Source organism: Thalassotalea fusca (assembly GCF_053485835.1).
Window position 1 is genome coordinate 148,451 of sequence record NZ_JBQRUN010000006.1, and the last position, 18,916, is coordinate 167,366.

Annotated in this window: 16 protein-coding genes; 8 read left to right on the forward strand and 8 right to left on the reverse strand. The window is 40.3% G+C overall.

The window, feature by feature from the left end; all coding sequences use genetic code 11:
* Positions 1–5: 5 nt before the first annotated feature.
* On the reverse strand, positions 6–797 hold the full coding sequence (dsbC, locus tag ACSLUK_RS09690) for a bifunctional protein-disulfide isomerase/oxidoreductase DsbC (protein WP_448548364.1): 792 nt from the start codon (positions 795–797) through the stop codon (positions 6–8).
* A 228-nt stretch (positions 798–1,025) separates the two neighbouring features.
* Between dsbC and fldB the strand changes: the two genes are divergently transcribed.
* From fldB to ACSLUK_RS09710, 4 genes are all read left to right on the forward strand, one after another.
* A complete protein-coding gene (gene fldB / locus ACSLUK_RS09695; RefSeq protein WP_448548365.1) occupies positions 1,026–1,562 on the forward strand; it encodes a flavodoxin FldB in 537 nt (178 codons plus the stop codon).
* A 153-nt stretch (positions 1,563–1,715) separates the two neighbouring features.
* Positions 1,716–2,951 carry an ATP-dependent RNA helicase SrmB gene (srmB, locus tag ACSLUK_RS09700; protein WP_448548366.1) on the forward strand — a complete coding sequence of 412 codons (1,236 nt, stop codon included), beginning with the start codon at positions 1,716–1,718 and terminating at the stop codon, positions 2,949–2,951.
* Between the two features lie 157 nt (positions 2,952–3,108).
* Positions 3,109–4,155 (forward strand): FecR family protein, encoded by a 1,047-nt coding sequence (locus ACSLUK_RS09705; protein WP_448548368.1) that lies wholly within the window; start codon positions 3,109–3,111, stop codon positions 4,153–4,155.
* A 136-nt stretch (positions 4,156–4,291) separates the two neighbouring features.
* Positions 4,292–7,132: a TonB-dependent receptor domain-containing protein gene (locus tag ACSLUK_RS09710; RefSeq protein WP_448548369.1), complete on the forward strand. Its 2,841-nt coding sequence runs from the start codon at positions 4,292–4,294 to the stop codon at positions 7,130–7,132.
* Here ACSLUK_RS09710 and yaaA read toward each other — a convergent pair.
* The gene (yaaA, locus tag ACSLUK_RS09715) at positions 7,129–7,911 is read right to left on the reverse strand and encodes a peroxide stress protein YaaA (RefSeq protein WP_448548370.1); all 783 of its coding nucleotides are present in this window, start codon (positions 7,909–7,911) and stop codon (positions 7,129–7,131) included. The genes ACSLUK_RS09710 and yaaA overlap by 4 nt on opposite strands.
* Before the next feature lie 303 nt (positions 7,912–8,214).
* On the opposite strand from yaaA, the gene tal reads away from it, so the two are divergent.
* The 3 genes from tal to ACSLUK_RS09730 all read left to right on the forward strand — a co-directional run bounded on the left by tal (position 8,215) and on the right by ACSLUK_RS09730 (position 10,156).
* Complete coding sequence (tal, locus tag ACSLUK_RS09720; protein ID WP_448548371.1) at positions 8,215–9,171, forward strand: transaldolase; 957 nt, start codon at positions 8,215–8,217, stop codon at positions 9,169–9,171.
* Positions 9,172–9,346: 175 nt separating this feature from the next.
* Positions 9,347–9,520 carry a DUF3545 family protein gene (locus tag ACSLUK_RS09725; RefSeq protein ID WP_448548372.1) on the forward strand — a complete coding sequence of 58 codons (174 nt, stop codon included), beginning with the start codon at positions 9,347–9,349 and terminating at the stop codon, positions 9,518–9,520.
* 96 nt (positions 9,521–9,616) lie between these two features.
* A complete protein-coding gene (locus tag ACSLUK_RS09730; protein WP_448548373.1) occupies positions 9,617–10,156 on the forward strand; it encodes a DUF6942 family protein in 540 nt (179 codons plus the stop codon).
* 50 nt (positions 10,157–10,206) lie between these two features.
* Here the strand turns inward: ACSLUK_RS09730 and ACSLUK_RS09735 are convergent, their stop codons facing one another.
* From ACSLUK_RS09735 to ACSLUK_RS09755, 5 genes are all read right to left on the reverse strand, one after another.
* Positions 10,207–10,611: a hypothetical protein gene (locus tag ACSLUK_RS09735; protein ID WP_448548374.1), complete on the reverse strand. Its 405-nt coding sequence runs from the start codon at positions 10,609–10,611 to the stop codon at positions 10,207–10,209.
* An 89-nt stretch (positions 10,612–10,700) separates the two neighbouring features.
* The gene (gene parC, locus ACSLUK_RS09740) at positions 10,701–13,013 is read right to left on the reverse strand and encodes a DNA topoisomerase IV subunit A (RefSeq protein ID WP_448548375.1); all 2,313 of its coding nucleotides are present in this window, start codon (positions 13,011–13,013) and stop codon (positions 10,701–10,703) included.
* 264 nt (positions 13,014–13,277) lie between these two features.
* The gene (locus ACSLUK_RS09745; protein WP_448548376.1) at positions 13,278–14,534 is read right to left on the reverse strand and encodes a GGDEF domain-containing protein; all 1,257 of its coding nucleotides are present in this window, start codon (positions 14,532–14,534) and stop codon (positions 13,278–13,280) included.
* Positions 14,519–16,417 carry a tetratricopeptide repeat-containing diguanylate cyclase gene (locus tag ACSLUK_RS09750; RefSeq protein ID WP_448548377.1) on the reverse strand — a complete coding sequence of 633 codons (1,899 nt, stop codon included), beginning with the start codon at positions 16,415–16,417 and terminating at the stop codon, positions 14,519–14,521. Before ACSLUK_RS09750 ends, ACSLUK_RS09745 begins: the two co-directional genes overlap by 16 nt.
* Positions 16,418–16,796: 379 nt before the next feature.
* The gene (locus tag ACSLUK_RS09755) at positions 16,797–17,219 is read right to left on the reverse strand and encodes a VOC family protein (protein WP_448548378.1); all 423 of its coding nucleotides are present in this window, start codon (positions 17,217–17,219) and stop codon (positions 16,797–16,799) included.
* A 121-nt stretch (positions 17,220–17,340) separates the two neighbouring features.
* Here ACSLUK_RS09755 and ACSLUK_RS09760 point away from each other — a divergent pair, with 121 nt between their 5' ends.
* Complete coding sequence (locus ACSLUK_RS09760; RefSeq protein WP_448548379.1) at positions 17,341–17,763, forward strand: cupin domain-containing protein; 423 nt, start codon at positions 17,341–17,343, stop codon at positions 17,761–17,763.
* 94 nt (positions 17,764–17,857) lie between these two features.
* Here ACSLUK_RS09760 and ACSLUK_RS09765 read toward each other — a convergent pair whose 3' ends face one another.
* The gene (locus tag ACSLUK_RS09765) at positions 17,858–18,853 is read right to left on the reverse strand and encodes a DUF1353 domain-containing protein (RefSeq protein WP_448548380.1); all 996 of its coding nucleotides are present in this window, start codon (positions 18,851–18,853) and stop codon (positions 17,858–17,860) included.
* Between the last annotated feature and the right edge of the window lie 63 nt (positions 18,854–18,916).

The following is an 18,916-nucleotide window of genomic DNA, read 5'->3' on the forward strand; positions in this document are numbered from 1 at the left end:
AGTGTTTAGATGCCTAACTTCATTTGATCAAGCATATAGCTTAGTTGATCTGGATTTTGATAACCTGGCAACATATCTCCACTTTCGAGCATAATGGCAGGCGTACCACTCACACCAACCTGACGACCAAAATTAAACTCGTCTTCAATTTGCGAGTCACAAATTCGTTGCGCAACTTGTGCCCCTAATTTGGCTCTTGTTAGTGCTTCTGCCGGATTTTCGTGACACCAAATCGATTGTAAATCTTTAAACCCTTGAGAATACTCACCTTTGGCGTCGCGAATTCCTGAACGAGGATATGCCATATAACGCACTGTAATGCCCTTGGCATTATATTCATCGATCTCACTGTGCATCTTACGACAATAACCACAGGTAATGTCCGTAAATACAGTTACCACGTGTTTTTCTTCTTTAGCAGGAAAAACGATCATATTATCTGCAAACCGTTTCATCCCCTTAACACGTACTTTTGCTAAACTTTCTTCGGTATAGTTTACAACACCCTCACCAATGCCAAATACTCTACCATGAACCAAAATTCGACCGTCTTTACTAGCGTAAAACAACCCTTGGTTGGTCAACACTTCAACTAAACCTTCGATCGGTGAAGGATCAATACTAATCACTTGTAGTTGCAAAGTAGTCGCAAAGTTCGCCCTTAATTCGACAAACTCTGCGCTGGTTTGCGCTTGTGCATTTGGTTCTGGCAAAGCACTTTTAGTATTGAATGCATGGCTTACCCCTAATGACACGACAAAAAATAAGATAAACCCAAGAAATAAATTATTACGCATAGCGTTTTCCAAATAGCCTGATACTAATTACGACCGAAATTCTGTCGCTAAAATTACAGTGATTGATAATAAATTGCAACGCATAAGCCGTATCCAAGTGTATTCAACTCGCTTATATCAGCCCAGTCAGCACATAAAGTCAGGATATGTTTCGATTTTGGCGTGACTTCTGGTAAAATACGCGCCACTTATCGGCACGCAATTTTAATATTGGTAGTTAGTATTTCAATGAACATAGGCCTTGTTTACGGCTCAACCACTTGCTATACCGAAATAGCAGCGGAAAAGATCCAAGCACAATTTCCCGAAAACAACATTACACTCATGAACCTAAAAGACATGGCTCTGGCGGAGTGCTTGTCGTTTGACATGCTAATTTTCGGCATATCAACATGGGACTATGGTGAGCTGCAAGAAGATTGGGAAAGCCAGTGGGACGACATTGCAGATATAGACTTAGATGGAAAAATTGTCGCGCTATATGGTATGGGCGATCAAATTGGCTATACCGAATGGTTCCAGGATGCACTTGGCATGCTACATGAACAAGTTATCGCACAGGGCGGTTATGTCATTGGCTTTTGGCCAAACGAAGGCTATGAGTTTGCAGCCTCTAAAGCATTGACTGAAGACGGCAAGCATTTCGTTGGCTTAGCATTAGATGAAGACAACCAGTACGATCTGTCAGATCAACGAATTGCCACTTGGTGCAAGCAATTAAATGATGAGATAGATGCACTACTCGCGGATGCAGGTAACGGATAATCTGCTCTAGCGTAAACTTTGAAGTGTAAGACCAATACTTCATAATATACTTAATCGATGTACCATCATTTGGAACAGAAACAAATAACTTTCGCTATGCAAATAGTAAACCTCTATAATTAGCGCCATTAATATTTCAGGTAAATTTCAATTATGTTTGAGCAATTTGAGCTAGATTCAGCACTGGTAGGCGGTGCAGATAAAGCAGGCTTTAAGAAACCCACATCAATTCAGTCTCTGGTGTTACCAGAAGCGATGACAGGCAAAGACATATTAGCTTCTGCCCCCACAGGGACAGGGAAAACGGCTGCATTTATTTTACCTGCTGCTCAACATTTATTAGATTACCCTCGCACTAAGCCGGGATTTCCACGTGTATTAATTCTGTCGCCAACAAGAGAGTTAGCACTGCAAATTAGTGAGCAAACAGAAAAACTCACCGCGCTAACCAATATTAAGACAGGTGTCATTACAGGCGGTGTAAATTACGGTAGCCATAAAGAAATACTTACCAGCACTACCGATATGCTTATTGCTACGCCAGGCAGGTTATTAGAATACATAGAAAACGAGCAGTTTGATCCTAGAGAAATCGAAATACTCATACTAGACGAAGCAGACCGCATGCTAGATATGGGATTTGCAGATACGATTAACCGAATCATTGGTGAAGCACGATGGCGTAAACAAACAATGTTGTTTTCGGCCACGCTTGAAGGCTCGGGTGTATTAAAATTTGCTAAAGACATCCTAGATGAACCTGTTTTTTTAGAAGCCAATCCTTCCAGAAAAGAGAAAGGCAAAATACATCAATGGATCCATCTGGCAGATGACAAGAAACATAAATTTGATTTGCTAACCCATATTTTAAAGCAAGAAGACGTCACAAAAGCGGTTGTATTCGCTAACAAACGTGAAACAGTACAAATTTTGTCAGGTAAGTTAACAAGTGCAGAGATTAATTGTGCTTGGTTAGAAGGGCAGATGCCGCAAGACAAGCGAAATTCATCTGTGGCTCGCCTAAAAAATGACGATGTGAAAGTTCTGGTGGCCACTGATGTCGCTGCGCGAGGATTAGACATAGACAATATTTCTCACGTAATAAACTTTGACATGCCTCGTAAGGCTGATATCTACTTGCATCGTATCGGCAGAACGGGTCGCGCAGGCAATAAAGGAACAGCAATATCACTCGTGGAAGCCCACGACATGTTAGTGATTGGCAAAATAGAACGTTATATGGGAGAACGCATGCAAAGACGCGTTATCGACTCATTGCGACCACAATATAAAGAAGCCCGTGTGCCATTGAAAAAACCCAAAGTGAAGAAGTCAAAGGCGCAGAAAAAAGCTAAAGCTAAAAAGCAAGCCAAACGCAATAAGAGCTAAAACAATCACCAAGTTAAATAGCGCTGAATTCATTTTTTCAGATAACATGTTGATTAAATAGCATACATAGACGAGAATAACAGTGTTTGCTTGGTTTTATTACACAGCAAACACTCAATGGATTAATTTACGCTAAACAACTTATTAGAGTGTATCAATGCAAGAAGCGTTAGAAGAACAAGGACTTGAAGAACAAGCCATGGCATGGGTTCATCGTATGAATTCAGGGCTTACTTCCGCTGAGAAACAACAACTTGTTGCATGGATCAACCAAAACGAACAACACCACAGAGCGTTTGCTGATCAAGCCAAGCAACTTAACAATGCCGATAGCATAAAAGAGTTGTCAGGGATCTTTCCTGTCGTTGAGCAATCCACGTTTTTGCGTAAATCTAATCGCTTTCGCCCTATCATTATCTCCGCTTTATCTGTACTGTTTGTAATCGCATGTGTCATTACTTTACGAAACAGTCTGTTAATAGAAAGTCTTAATACTAATGAATCGCTACGCTATCAAACTTTGATTGGTGAGCAATCAAAGGTGTCTTTGCCCGATGGGAGCGAAATTAGCCTTAATACCGATACAATTATTGAAGTTAGTTACTCTGACGACCGTCGACTTATTGAGCTCATAAAAGGCGAAGCAATGTTTGACGTAGCCAAAGATAAGAATCGTCCCTTCGTTGTATTATCTGGTGAAAAGTCATTCACGGCACTTGGTACAATATTTAATATCGAACAATCTAACGCACAGGACATGGAACTTATCGTTACCGAAGGGCGCGTATTGATTGGCGAAAGGCAAAAAGTTGTTAACGGCGACTTTCTACCTATTAATACGGAGCGTCTATTAGTCGATCAATCAGCGGTTGTCACTGCCGGTAAAAAGTCTGTCATTCTAAACAGCATTCAATTATCAAATAATGCAGCGAGCCGACTGGAACTTGAAATGGATTTAGCGTGGCAAGCTGGCGCATTAATATTTAATCACGAGCCACTTTTGCACGTTTTGGAAGAGGTTAGTCGTTACAGCCACACACAATTTGAAGTAAGCGACCCGAAATTACTATCGATGTCGGTATCTGGCTATTTCAAAATTGATGATGTTGATGGCTTGTTGATGAACCTTAAAAATAACCTTGCAATTGATTATCGACACACATCTGTTCATTCTATCGAACTAACAAAGCAAGAATCGTTATAATTATTATAATTAACTATTTCTATTACACATTTAACTCCTTATAATCAAAAATTACTCCTATAATAACTAAAAAGAGGGAGCAAATTTGCTGCTATGGGTGTCCCATACTTGTGGCAAGCTAAAAATAACAATAACTATGATTAGCTATCGTCAAATAAAACATGTCATATTAGGTATTTTTCTGTGGTTTACCTTGTCATGCGCTCACGCAAACGAACTAACCAAGTTTGAAATTCCTGCGTTAACAGCTGATCAATCACTGCTACTTTTGGCTCAACAATCAAATAAGACCTTATTTTTCTCCCCTGCTCAACTAATCAATATCAAAACACAACCTGTTGTCGGTTATTACACTTTTGGATTTGCACTGAGAAAACTGTTGAGAGAAACGGGCTTAATAGTAACAGTGAGCCATGACAACCATGTCACGATTGCACCGTCTCTGCCTCAAACTTTGGCGAGTTCAAACAAAATAACAGTTAAAACACACGAAACAAACGTTGCAGCCAACACGACGGCAGAGACTCTTGTCGAAAAAATTGCCATCATTGGACGTTCATCTTCAGTTCGATCACTTACCGATCTGTCCGTTCCCGTTGACATTCTTGAAGCCAACATGCTCAAACGAACAGGTCAAGCAGAGCTGGGGAAAATGCTACAAAGCATTGCACCATCATTTAACTTTTCTAGTTCAGTGATTAGTGATGGTACCGACGTGCTAAGACCCGCAACATTAAGAGGATTAGGTCCTGACCAAACACTTATTCTTGTCAACGGTAAGCGCCGTCATCAAGCAAGTTTAATCCATATTAATACTTCTGTTGGCAGGGGCACTGCTGGCGCTGATATTAATACGATTCCGATTGATGCGATAAAGCATATTGAAATCCTTCGTGACGGTGCCGCTGCACAATATGGCTCTGATGCCATTGCTGGTGTCATAAACATTGTATTACATAGTAATGATGATACCGCCCATTTAACTTCGATGCTCGGCAAGTATGATAAAGGCGATGGCGAAAGTGTCGAATTGTCTTTTAATCAAGGCATGTCGCTATTTGATAAGGGCTTTATTAATTTTACATTAGAAATCGAAGAGCAAAACGCAACCAATCGCTCAGGCTTACATGGCAGCTGTCAATACAATACCTGTCAGGCTGTCAGTGACGATGTATATCAAACAACCGATCCAAGAGAAATATCAGCTAACAGGCACACCTTCAAGATTGGTCAACCTGAATACCGCCAATATGCTTCCGTAATCAATACGGAATATCCACTTGGTTCAGTCAACCTATATGGCTTTTTAATAGCATCGCAACGCGACAATGAATCTGCCGCGTTTTTTAGACATCATGGTCACTTAGAGGCTAACCCGCAACTAGCTGACGGTGATGCCTTGATCCCTGCGGGTTACTTACCTCACATAGAAACCAGTATTACGGACGGCTCTATCAATATAGGTCTTCGTTCTGATAACCAAAGTGATTACTGGTATGATCTATCGTATACCTATGGTGAGAACGCCATCGACTACCGAACAATTAACTCAGTTAATCCATCATACGCTAACTGGCTCAGCATTCAGAATAAATTATCGCCTGAAGATATACGACGTAACATCCCCCGAAATGCTGATGCTTACGGGCTAAATTTATCTTTATCTACGCTAAATTTAGATGCGAGATACCATTTTGAAAACGTCTCGCTCTCGTTTGGTGCTGAATTTCGTCAAGACAGGTACCAAATCACGCCGGGAGAGCAGTACAGCTATTACGACTACGATACGGATATTAGTGCAGGAACTACCACCGAGGATTCATTAGGAGGCATTCAAGGATTTCCCGGGATATCGCCAGATTCTGCGGTAGACGAACGCAGGAACGTAAGGTCTTTTTATCTAGAAGCAGAAAGCGAGATAATCGAGAATTTATATGCGACATCAGCCGTAAGGTTTGACGACTACGATGGGTTTGATAACACCTACAGTATCAAACTTGCTGCCAATTGGAGTATCACTAACGACATCGCTATTAGAAGTGCCTTGAACACAGGTTTCAGAGCGCCGTCAATGCAACAACTTTACTTCAACAATACCAGTACCCAGTTTCTCGTGAATGAAGCGCAAAGACTCTCACCACAGCAAGTAGGAACTTATCGAAATGATAGTAGCATTGCTAAGTTAATCGGTATTCCTACACTGACTGAAGAAGAATCAGACAACCTAAGTGTTGGCGTGGTATATACACCATATGAAAACTTTATGATGTCAGTTGATTATTACCAAATTGACATCGATAACCGCATTGTTTTAAGTAATAAAATTAACGCTGATGCTTCACCAGAACTTCAACAAATATTTGCAGATGAAAGTATCGACAAAGCGCAATTTTTTCTAAATGGCGTAAACACGACCACAGAAGGCATCGATATCGTTGCGACATGGTTTACAGCACTTGCAAACGGCCAACTCGATATTACGTTTGCAGCAAACTACACCAATACAAAAGTTACCGATGTTTTTTCACCACAAAATAGTATTTTGGCGTCGCTTCCTCAAGAGCAAGTGTTTGCGCAACAAGATTTATCAATTATCGAGGCCTGGCAACCAGACAGCCGACATAATCTCAATATAGAATATGTGCAACAAAACTGGCTTTTAAACTTGGCCTTTAATCGCTATGGCAGTTACACCATAACCGATGGCGATACTCAAACATATACTCCAAAACTGCTTACCGATCTTCGCTTTGAATATCAACTCAATGATCGCTGGCTGTTTTTTACCGGCAGTAATAATGTTTTTAATGTGACACCCGACAGAAACCGTATAGGAAACTCACATGCAGGCACTGTTATTGATGATGAAGGAAACGTGATAGTACAAAGCGACGGAGTGTTTAAATACTCACGCCGCTCAGCGCCATTTGGCTTTAATGGCCGATATTTGTATGCGGGGTTAACTTATCAATTTTAGATAGTATCGGTTATTTTTCGTGTAAATACCCAGTCATTACCTTTAGATAACTCACTATTATATTGATAGCCATCAACATCAAATCCCTTTAATTCTTCTGCGCTATTGATTCTGTTTTCAATAATATAACGCGCCATCAACCCTCTGGCTTTCTTAGCAAAGAAGCTGATCATTTTATATTGGCCATTTTTCCAATCTTTAAATGCCGGAGTTATCACATCCGCTTGAAGCGCCTTTTTCTTCACTGATTTAAAATATTCATTGGACGCTAGATTTACCAATACATTGTCGCCTTGTGCGGCAATGGCTTCATTAAGCTTATCCGTAATAATTTCGCCCCAGAACTGGTAAAGATTACTACCGCGTTCATTGCCAAGCTTTATCCCCATTTCCAGTCGATAAGCCTGCATCAGGTCCAGTGGCTTAAGCAATCCATACAACCCTGACAATATGCGCATGTGCTGTTGAGCATAAGTTAAATCGTCGTCGTTTAGGCTTGTCGCATCTAAGCCCGTATAAACATCGCCATTAAACGCTAAAACTGCCGGGCGCGCATTTTCAGTAGTAAACGGCTGAGACCATTCGCCAAAACGCGCCGCATTTAGGCCAGCGAGTTTATCACTTATGCTCATTAACGACGCAATGTCTGCGGGCGTTAAGGTTCTGCATATATCAATAAGCGCTTGGCTATGTTCAAGCAATTCTGGCTGTGAATATTGGGAAGTTGATAACGGCGTTTCAAAGTCTAAATTTTTTGCGGGTGAGACAACAAGTAACATTAGTGCTCCACTAAAAACTAAAATCTGCGGCACTATATCATAAAATTATGCTAGATGATGACACCAAATATAGGTACCAACATCTGAGCCATATAAATATTAGGTATTAACCAACACTTATTAGATCTAAAAAATCCATTATTGTTACTTGCTTAATTACCAGAATTTGTTATTTATATAGCACTCAATACACGAGTAAGTCCTAAATCGAAAGTATATGGCTATTCAGCCTGTCATATTTCTTCAACGCTTAATCGTTACTATTTCAGATATATTTATACTCACTAAAGGAAGGCAGATGTCATGGCTAACCAACTTGATCAATTAAAACAAATGACGACAGTCGTCGCTGATACGGGTGACGTGGAAGCAATTGCTAAGTTCCAACCGCAAGATGCAACTACCAATCCATCACTTTTATTAAAAGCCGCATCACTTGACGCCTACAAGCCTTTACTTGCTGAAGCTGTTGCGTGGGCAAAACAGCAATCAGATGATCGTCAGCAACAAGTGACTGATGCAGCCGATAAGCTGTCAGTGCTAGTAGGATTAGAAATTTTAAAAATCGTCCCTGGCCGCATCTCTACAGAAGTAGATTCAAGATTATCGTTTGATAAAGACGCATCTATCGCCAAAGCAAAAAAACTTATCGCAATGTACAACGAAGCAGGCATTGCAAATGAGCGTATTTTGATTAAGCTAGCGTCAACGTGGGAAGGTATTAAAGCTGCAGAACAGCTAGAAAAAGAAGGTATTAATTGTAATTTAACGCTTCTCTTTAGCTTTGCTCAAGCACAGGCTTGTGCGGAAGCTGGCGTATACTTAATTTCACCATTCGTTGGCCGTATTTTAGATTGGTACAAGAAATCTACAGGAAAAGACAGCTATGAAGCGAGTGAAGATCCTGGCGTAGTTTCGGTTACCAATATTTATAACTATTACAAAGCCAACGGTTACAACACAGTAGTTATGGGTGCTAGTTTTAGAAACAAAGGCGAAATTTTAGAGCTTGCGGGTTGTGACCGTTTAACAATTAGTCCTCAGTTAATGGACGAGTTAGCTCAATCTGACGCGCCAGTTGTGCAAAAACTTTCTCCAGTAAGCAACACGGATGCACAGCCACAGCCACTGTCTGAAGCACAATTCCGCTGGGAATTGAATGAAGACGCAATGGCAACAGAAAAACTGGCAGAGGGTATTCGCAACTTTACGGTTGATCAAATCAAATTAGAACAACAGTTAACTACATTGCTCAATTGATGCCATAAGTAACGCGCTATCGTAAATAACTGCGATAGCGCTACACGCCTTAAATCTCGCTAATCTTCTTTTTTTAAAGCTTCATTTTTGTGTAAAAAAACATTCATAAAGGGATTCTATTCTTTTACAAAGTGTGATATCAAGAACATGCAGTTGTAGAAAAAAGGAGCATACCATGGATAAACTAGAAGAACTCTTGGGCTCACTTGGCAACCAGCCAAAAACTAGTTCAAGCAATAACAAAAAACGAAAATGGCGTGAAATAGAACAACTGAAAGAAAAATTCCAGCTAGAAAAAGAATTGAGGGCATACGAAGACTCGCTAGAGTACATGCTGGATGAGTTTTAAAGCTAACTAAAACAACGAGAAAAAAACCCGGTAGACACCGGGTTTTTTATTAACTAAATGACAAGTTCACCAAATTTTATAAACCTGTAGTAATCCATGACAATGACACATCAAATTGCTGGACTTGGGAACCCAAATGCCAAGCTCAATGTATTTCTCGCTAACAACATTCCACTGACTCCTTACAATACCTATGATTGTGTTGTTCCTGTTGTAGAGAATGAAATTCACACGATCGGCGTACAAACCAGTAATCACTGGCGTAAGATATTTAATGTCTACGCTAAGCTATTAGGCGCTCTCTATCCGAACGACATAGCACATTGGCAAACGTTTCGAGATACAAAAATGCTTACGGCAGATAGCAATCAATCCCTTATTTATTCACCTATTACCATAGATTCGCTATCAGCCGACAATTTGAATATCGTAATGGGTAAAACCTACGCTATCAATCAAGGGCTTACTGAAAATTGTCTTTGGGTATCACCAGACTTTGCAATAAACAAAAACAAGCAACTTGTTGTTTGTCCTTACTTTGATTATCGCCAGCTATCAAACATAAAAATAGAACAACTTGTCCAATTGATACACGCTATTACTGAGTCCCAATTACCATCAATTAACGCCATATAAATAAAGTTACCATTGCTAGGTTAATGTAACGTCAGCGCTTAAAGTCTAATTCAAATGAATTGCCCACAAAGGAAAATGCCAATCACCAACATATGTAACAGCGCATTCGTAGGTCGCAATGCTTGTTTCAAATACTCACCAATGAGAATTACTGAACTTCTTGGTTGTATGCTAAACGGGTAATTGAATTGGTACGGCGTCAGCGGAAGATCATCAGCAATCGCACGTTCAATCTCAATAAGCCGATTTTCCGTTCGTGCCTGAAATGTCTTCCATATGGCGTCTTGAAGCCATAGTAACAAGAACACAAGCCCACAAAGCCATGGAACTTGAGTCAATAAGCTCGTAAATAACAAGACAATCGCTACTAATCTAAGAATAAGTGACCATGTCTCAAATTGATCACTCTGTTTTTGTAGTATTTGCCATTCACTTGATAGAAAATTTTGTTGCATAAATCGCGTCCTATACCAATTTATTAGAAATGTTTAAATAAGAAAAAGGGACGAACACGCCCCTTTTCAAACAAATAAATTGTGCTTTATTATGAGTCGGTTGTGGGTTGTTCCGTAGCGTCGTCAGCGATGATAACCTCGTCGCTCACCTTAGATTCAACCTCAATTCGGTCAACACGCTGCAATCCTCTTGGCAACTTATTGCCTCGTCTGCCACGTTCACCACGATAATGCTCCACATCGGACACTTTAAGCGTAAGCTTACGCTTTCCAGCATGCAGTGTTACAGCATTATCAGGCGAGATAACTTGCATCAAAGTTACGTACTCTTCACGCGCTTTCGCTCTTGCTGACGCAATATTGATAATCTTGTTACCTTTACCCTTACTAAGCTCAGGTAAGTCTTTCACAGGGAATACCAACATGCGACCTTCGCTCGTAATAGATAACACTAAATCTGAGGAAAAATCTTTCACAGGGCATGGTGTAATGACTTTTGCATTCGCAGGCAAGCTCAGCAATGCCTTACCATTCTTATTGCGGCTAATCATATCGGCAAACTTACCAACAAACCCGTAGCCTGCATCACTGGCCAATAAGAATCTTGCCTCATCATCTGCCATTAGCGTTTTCTCGAAAGCTTCACCTGCACCAAGATTAAATCGTCCAGTTAATGGCTCTCCTTGACTTCGTGCGGTTGGCAGTGAATGCGCATCTGTCGTATAGGCTCGCCCAGCAGAATCGATAAACACAACAGGCCGGTTACTACGCCCGCGTGCAGACGAAAGGTAACTATCTCCAGCCTTATAACTCAATGCTTGTGGATCTATATCGTGCCCTTTTGCACAACGTGCCCAACCTTTTTCTGAAACCACAACCGTTACGGCTTCGCTTGGTACCAGATCTTTTTCAGACAATGCTTTTGCTTCACCGCGTTCAATAATAGTAGAGCGACGATCATCACCATACTCTTGCGCTGCTGCTAAGATTTCCTTCTTGATCAAGGTATTCATGCGAGCTTTTGAACCGAGAGTTTTTTCGAGCGTCTCGCGCTCTTTGTTTAGCTCATCTTGCTCTGCTCTAATTTTAATTTCTTCAAGCTTGGCAAGTTGGCGTAGTTTGATTTCTAAAATCGCATTTGCCTGAATTTCAGACAAGTTGAAGCGATTCATCAGCTCTGCTTTAGGGTCGTCATAGGTGCGAATAATTTCGATGACCTCATCAATATTGAGGTAAGCAACTAATAAACCATCTAAAATATGCAGTCGAGCCAACACTTTATCAAGGCGATACTGCAAACGCCTACGTACGGTTTCACGTCTGAATTCGAGCCATTCAACCAATACATCACGTAAATTCTTAACGGCTGGTTTGTTATCCAAACCAATCATGTTTAAGTTAACACGATAGTTCTTTTCTAAGTCTGTCGTCGCGAAAAGATGTTGCATCAACTGTTCAACATCAACTCGGTTAGAACGTGGTACAACGACTAATCGAATAGGGTTTTCATGATCCGACTCATCACGCAAATCTACTACCATAGGTAGCTTTTTCGCCGTCATTTGTGCCGCTATTTGCTCGAGAATCTTGGCTCCTGACGCCTGATGAGGAAGTGAAGTGATCACAATTTCACCTTGCTCCAGCTCATACACAGCGCGCATTTTAATACTGCCACGGCCAGTTTCGTAGATTTTCGTTATTTCGCTCTTTGGCGTAATGATTTCAGCATCAGTTGGGTAATCAGGTCCTTGTACATACTCTAGCAACTCACCAAGTTCAGCCTTTGGTGATTCAATCAGGTGTACACAGGCATTGGCAACTTCGCGCACATTGTGTGGTGGGATATCCGTTGCCATACCAACCGCAATACCAGTAATACCGTTTAATAAGATGTGCGGCAATCTAGCAGGCAGAGTTTTTGGCTCCTTCATCGTACCATCAAAGTTAGGAACCCAATCTACTGTGCCTTGGCCCAGTTCTGCTAATAAAACTTCACTAAAGCGGCTTAAGCGCGCTTCGGTATAACGCATTGCAGCAAATGATTTAGGGTCGTCAGGCGCACCCCAGTTACCTTGACCGTCAACCAAAGGGTAACGATAGGAAAATGGCTGTGCCATAAGCACCATTGCTTCATAACATGCGGAGTCACCATGCGGATGAAACTTACCTAACACATCTCCCACGGTTCTCGCCGATTTTTTGTATTTTGCAAGTGCCGACAAGCCAAGTTCTGACATAGCATATACAATGCGTCGTTGAACGGGTTTTAAGCCATCACCTATGTGCGGCAATGCCCGGTCCATGATGACGTACATAGAGTAGTTTAAATATGCTTCTTCAGTGAATTGTCTCAATGGGCGTTGTTCAATGCCATCAAGGCTGTATTCGAGTGATTCAGACATGAAAATATTTTCCAAAAAATGCGAGCGGTAATTTATTGCTCAATTCGACGATCTAATAATTATTGTTAAATTGCTTCAAAAGTGATTATAACAACGATGCAAAATACCAGCTTAAAGAAAGGTTGCTGTTTTTTGCGCAAGTTGCTCACTTTATGATTCGTCTTGCTGCCATTTTTGAAAAAAGGCACCTGCGAAATCTTATTTGGTTAGCTTAGCTGATATTGACTTGGGAAGAAACTAGACAGTTAAATTATTCTAAGATTCTTATGCTTCTGTGCTTAATTGATAACAACATACCTTGTTTCTCCCGAGTGCTTTCGCTTCATACATGGCTTCGTCCGATGCATTTAACATATTGTCGAACCCACCTGAAACTTGACGTATATTGGCGACGCCTACACTAACAGTAACTTTCAATATGGCTTCATCGTATTCCAATTGAAATGACTCTACTTTTTCACGCAATCGTTCAGCAATAGCTTTTGCCTCTTCTAAACTACTGTCTGGTAGCACAGCTGCAAATTCTTCGCCCCCTAGGCGTGCAAGAACATCACGAGACCGCATGGTTTCAATCCCTAATTGGCCGACAGCTATGATAATTTTGTCGCCTGCGTCGTGACCATACTCATCATTAATTTGTTTAAAATGGTCAATATCAAATAATAACGCACTAATTTGGCCACCATTTTCTGTAGACTGTGAAGTAAGCTCATTCCCTTTTTCAAATAGCGTTCGTCGGTTAAACAACCCTGTTAGGCTATCAGTTTTTGCTAGTTGCTTTAATCTTCGACGAACATTGATCTGTCTTACCAATAACAATACGAAAACTACCGCGGTTACCAGCAAGACAATAAGGTTTCGTTGCTGTGTACGTTTTTCATTTTCAATTTCTTTTATTCGTAACGCCCGCATTTCGCTTTGATTTAACAGCAATTCATTTTCTTTCAGCTTTATATCGGTCGCATATTTATCATTTAGTGACGACAAGTGTTCGTCGCGCGTACGCTGAACATCACCAAAAAAGTTCCATATATATGTTTCTTTATTTTCAAAGGCTTCTTTAAACTTACCCACGCGTGCATACGTTTCAGACAATTTTAGATATGCGCTATTAAAAATAGGGGTATTAAGTTGGTTCTCGGCGATCTGTTCTTTTAGTGCAACCGCTTGATTCAACCAGTTAATCACCTTGTTTTCTTGGCCTGGTTTATCATCTAAATTCGCCCTGACAAGAAACATTAAATACTGTTCAGCAGCATTAAAGTTATCACTAAGTTGCATCAAATTGTCATAAATAGACTGAGCACGTTGAGGGTCTTGTTCACTTAATTCGACTAAAGCGACAATTTTTGCATCAAGTATTAATACATCGCTCTCTAATGGTGACGCCTCACCATTATCATTGGCCAAAGATGACTCATTGTCAGATGATTGTTCTTCATTTTGCCCGTACGCAAGTACTGGTTGAAGATATGTCAACATCAGTACAAGAAAGGTAAACTTAACTAAGCAACGCAGCATACTTTATTCTTCCCCGATCGCTTAGCTCGATATAATAAAACGTCAGCCTGTTTGATCATGTCTTCAAGTGTTGCGAAATTATCACCATCTAATGTTGCCACACCAATACTGACGCTCACATCTACATTTTTTAGCTTCCACGGATGTTGTTTAATAACATCGACGATACGCTGCGCGACTTCTTGCGCTTGTGTTTGACTAGTTTGTGGTAGTAACGCAATAAATTCTTCACCTCCAAACCGGCCAAACTTATCATCTTTTCTTAATACTTGTGCACCAATTTGAGCAATGCCTTTTAATACACGATCGCCATACTTGTGACCAAGATCATCATTAATAACTTTAAAATCATCCACATCTAGCATGAGTAAACTAAAGTTTTTTTGTTGCTGCTTCGCTTGAATAAAATATTTCATTCCAAGTTGCATGAGTCTTCGTCGATTAGCGACCCCTGTTAGGCTATCGGTGCGACTTAAGCTCAGTAATTGGCTTTGCCCTCTAAGAATTTTTATCAAAAACCAGGCGAGAATTAGGGAGAAAACAGCGACCAGCGCAATAAACAGCTGACGACTTTTTACTTGACTCTTAGCATCTACAAGTCGCAGCGATTGTAGTGATTCTTTTTGTTCCAAAATCTTTTTTTCTAAATCTGCTTGCTCACTTTCATAGCGCATTCTCAGTTCTTCAACCGCTTCAAAATTTGAACGTTTTTCAATAGACAAGTGGTAATCAAGGTATTCAGACTGTACTTGATACGCCTTTTCATACTCGCCCAGCGTAAAGTAGATCTCTTTTTTCAAATACAGGGTGTTTATTCGAGATAATGTATTGATAAAACGCTTTTTATCGTTAATGTGCTTTTCAGCTTCGGTGATGCTCTCGAGCGCTTCTTGATATCGCTCCATTTCCATCATGATATAAGCACGATCAATTGCATGTGAAACGGGAGTTTCATGCTGTTCTGACACCTCCGCATATTCGCTGGCAATCGAGATATACTGATATGCCGATTCAGGATCTGCATCTTCCTTTTTAAGCTGCGCCCACGCCATTCCGGAGTAAACCAACACCATAAGCTCAATGTTGCCCAATTTGTCAGCATGAGCAATGATCTCGTTGTATAGCTTTATTGCTTCATCATAGCGTTCATTCTGAGCATGATTTACTGCAATACTACGTAAACTGTTGTACGCATAAGAAATTTTTCCAGCAGCTTGATAGTGTTCATATGATCGCTGGTAAAAACGCATCGATTTTTCTTCTTTGCCAAGATACGAATACAATATGCCTAACTCGGTATTCACATATCCTTGTAATTCATTGTCTTGAAGATTGTTTGCAATAGTGAGTGCGTCATTAAACACAATAAGCGCACGTTCGAAATGTTCGGTTAAATAATACAGCGCACCTAAGTTGATGAGCCCCATGGCAATATTTTTTTCGTCATTGAGCGACTCTGCCACTTCAAGACCACTTACATATGCTTCCTTAGCTCCTTCATAATCACCTAAGCTTTCAACAGCAAACCCTTTAGCATATGAAAGTTCAGAAATAAGAATAGTCGGATTTTTAAGATCAAGCGATAATGTCAGGCCTGCATCAGCTGCTTTTTTACTTAGTTGAAATTGCCCCTGTTCTAATAACAACTCTGATTTGAGGCGATAAAAGACTAAGCGATTTTCTATAGATAGTTTATCTGAATCAACTTCTAAACTTTTTAGATAATTATACGCTTCAATCGCATCAGTACCCTGAAGCGACTCAATACGTTTTCTAAATACCTCAAACCCCTCATTGGTTAACTCTTGAGCTACCGAAACAAAACAGGGCATTAACAACAAAAACCATAATACAAGAGAATTCAATGTATATTTGTTTTTCATATAACTTCGATACAAATGTAATTCCCAGTAATTATTCTTATATTTGAGCGGACAGTATAAAACGAATTCAATTCAATGATAAGTCATAATTTTTATCGAAAATCATTCTATTTGGGCTTCGTTGTTTCTCGCTCATAATACGCGGATGACAGGGAAAAATATAGCTGCATGAGCAATTTTTAATCACGCAATCATAGTTCAAATATTAACCAAGTGAGTATTTGCTACGCGACATACCGCCAATCAGTTTTTGCCCACGGGCTCTATTGGGGCATTCTTATTTGATTACAATAACTTGCTAACAACGACAAAAAATCACCTTTCAAAATGACATATTAGATGAGTTCAGCAAATAATTATGCAGTTTGATTCAGTGACATTAGCCATAAATAGATTTAGCCATTACTTCATCCCAAAAACTCGCTTCGATGCGATTTCCGTCCAAATCCAAGACAAAAGCCCCATAATATGGCTCGCCATAATCAGCACGAGGGCCAGGTTTACCATTACATTTAGCGCCCAGCTCAATCGCTTTACGATAAAAGGCATCAACTTGATCTGTACTTGTGGCAACAAAACCAAAATGACAACCATTGCCTATCGTTGCCTTTTCTCCATTGAAAGGATGCTGTACCCAAAATTCAGGGTACCCTTTACCAAATGCAGCGGCATGCTCATAGTCACAAACCATATCTATCTCTAATGTTGCTAGTAACTCTTGGTAGAACGTTTTCGCTTGTGGCAGTTGGTTTGTACCTACTGATGCATGACAGATACTTCTGTCGTTTCTTGCAGAACCCATAATAAACTCTTGAATATGTCGCTAATGACCGTCAATGTAACCAATATAAAATTTTTTTCCACTTTATTTCAGGTGTAAAATTGGTCTGATGTTGAGTGGTTCATTACCGATGGAAGATAAAATGACAAAAATGGCAGCTTTACTAGTAGGATTGGCAACGTTTCCCTTATTCGCCAATGAAGATACAAACCATCAATCTCAACAGTTGGTGCACCCACTTGGCGATACCCAAGCAAATGAGCAATACGACAATATCCGTGTCGTTCCATTAAATAGCAATAAAGACGCATCGGACTATGTGATATTCATCAAAGAAAAAGTAAAGGCTCACTATCACGCGGAGCACACAGAGTTGGTATACATTCTTGAAGGAACCGCAAAAATGCGACTAGGTGAGGAAGTGCTAATGGTCACTGCAGGTGATTATATTCGCATTCCACCAAAAACCATTCATGACGTAAGCGTAACGTCCAAAACTCCCTTGAAGGTGCTTTCTATCCAGACACCAGAATTTAAAGGACAAGATCGACATTTTGTCGAGTAACGTTGTTAACATTGATGACTCAGTAAAAAAATAGTAACCGTTGCTTACTGAGCCATCATAACCATGTACTTTTGTTTCTAACAACAATAATTTATTAGAAAGCTATGCCCTCTTTACCACCTTGGCATTTAGGACATTTTCTTCGATAAAGCTCAGAACCATTGGCACCATATATTTCTCCACAAGCTAAACATTCAACTTTATAAGCAACTTGATTGTTATCTGTACCAGCCACTTTACGCGTGCCATGAACTTTTTGATTATTCGCATTTACATACCCGATTTGAGTAGTCTTAGTTGTACCACTTTCAAAATCGCTCTCATCCCCGGCTTCCTGAATAGTCGCTTTTGCATCATCTTGTTCAGCGTCTTCACTTGCTTCGCGTTGTTTGGCAGCAATGTCATCTGCACCACCATCCGCAACTTCGCTTTCTTCAGCAGCGGTATTAACCTCTGTATCTTCATTGATGACAACCGCGTCATCATCTAAATTCCATTTAAAAGGCTCTTGTGGTTCTTTCTTATCTCGCCAAGTATTCCAAGCTTTAAACCCGCCTAGCCATAACCCTGCGCCAGCTAGTGCATTCAATATAGGCATTCGATTAACTTCATTGCCTATTTGGCTAAATAGCTGGTCCCATTCTTTTTGTGTTGTAAGTGAATCGTCCCACACTGGGTTGCCATCTTCATCTAATACGTAAATGCCATTATATCGGTAGCCATAGTCGTGAATTAAGCCAGGCACAAGTAATAACCCAACAGGTGAAATAATCGCCCAGAGTATTTTAGGTATTGAAGCGCCATCAAAAATAAACCCTGCACTTATCGCGTAACGCTTACCATTGAATTCAAATATGAAAGCTTCTTCAACACGCCATTTTCTCACACTAAATATGAGTACCAATAGTTTGTTAAGAAACCCTTTTTGGTTGACCGTCGCAATTGGAACAGGTCGTAGAATAGGCATATTACCTAGTTTGATTACCGAATTAGGTTTTGCTACTTCTTTTTGCAACGCAACTTTTAAGAACAGTAACAATGCATATGCAAGTAACAAGACAAAGGCGATTTTACCAAGGATGTAAATCATAAAAGATCCGTTTCATCAAAGAGTTATTTATCCAGATTATTGTGCATTTTTTGCGCTAGGTCT

Excerpts from the sequence above, each read along its gene's own strand:
- ACSLUK_RS09725 (WP_448548372.1), top strand. The coding sequence starts at position 9,347 with ATGGATAAACTAGAAGAACTCTTGGGCTCACTTGGCAACCAGCCAAAA.
- ACSLUK_RS09745 (WP_448548376.1), bottom strand. The coding sequence starts at position 14,534 with ATGCTGCGTTGCTTAGTTAAGTTTACCTTTCTTGTACTGATGTTGACA.
- ACSLUK_RS09705 (WP_448548368.1), top strand. The coding sequence starts at position 3,109 with ATGCAAGAAGCGTTAGAAGAACAAGGACTTGAAGAACAAGCCATGGCA.
- ACSLUK_RS09760 (WP_448548379.1), top strand. The coding sequence starts at position 17,341 with ATGACAAAAATGGCAGCTTTACTAGTAGGATTGGCAACGTTTCCCTTA.
- fldB (WP_448548365.1), top strand. The coding sequence starts at position 1,026 with ATGAACATAGGCCTTGTTTACGGCTCAACCACTTGCTATACCGAAATA.
- ACSLUK_RS09735 (WP_448548374.1), bottom strand. The coding sequence starts at position 10,611 with ATGCAACAAAATTTTCTATCAAGTGAATGGCAAATACTACAAAAACAG.
- ACSLUK_RS09750 (WP_448548377.1), bottom strand. The coding sequence starts at position 16,417 with ATGAAAAACAAATATACATTGAATTCTCTTGTATTATGGTTTTTGTTG.
- yaaA (WP_448548370.1), bottom strand. The coding sequence starts at position 7,911 with ATGTTACTTGTTGTCTCACCCGCAAAAAATTTAGACTTTGAAACGCCG.
- ACSLUK_RS09710 (WP_448548369.1), top strand. The coding sequence starts at position 4,292 with ATGATTAGCTATCGTCAAATAAAACATGTCATATTAGGTATTTTTCTG.
- ACSLUK_RS09730 (WP_448548373.1), top strand. The coding sequence starts at position 9,617 with ATGACAATGACACATCAAATTGCTGGACTTGGGAACCCAAATGCCAAG.
- ACSLUK_RS09755 (WP_448548378.1), bottom strand. The coding sequence starts at position 17,219 with ATGGGTTCTGCAAGAAACGACAGAAGTATCTGTCATGCATCAGTAGGT.
- dsbC (WP_448548364.1), bottom strand. The coding sequence starts at position 797 with ATGCGTAATAATTTATTTCTTGGGTTTATCTTATTTTTTGTCGTGTCA.
- parC (WP_448548375.1), bottom strand. The coding sequence starts at position 13,013 with ATGTCTGAATCACTCGAATACAGCCTTGATGGCATTGAACAACGCCCA.
- tal (WP_448548371.1), top strand. The coding sequence starts at position 8,215 with ATGGCTAACCAACTTGATCAATTAAAACAAATGACGACAGTCGTCGCT.
- ACSLUK_RS09765 (WP_448548380.1), bottom strand. The coding sequence starts at position 18,853 with ATGATTTACATCCTTGGTAAAATCGCCTTTGTCTTGTTACTTGCATAT.
- srmB (WP_448548366.1), top strand. The coding sequence starts at position 1,716 with ATGTTTGAGCAATTTGAGCTAGATTCAGCACTGGTAGGCGGTGCAGAT.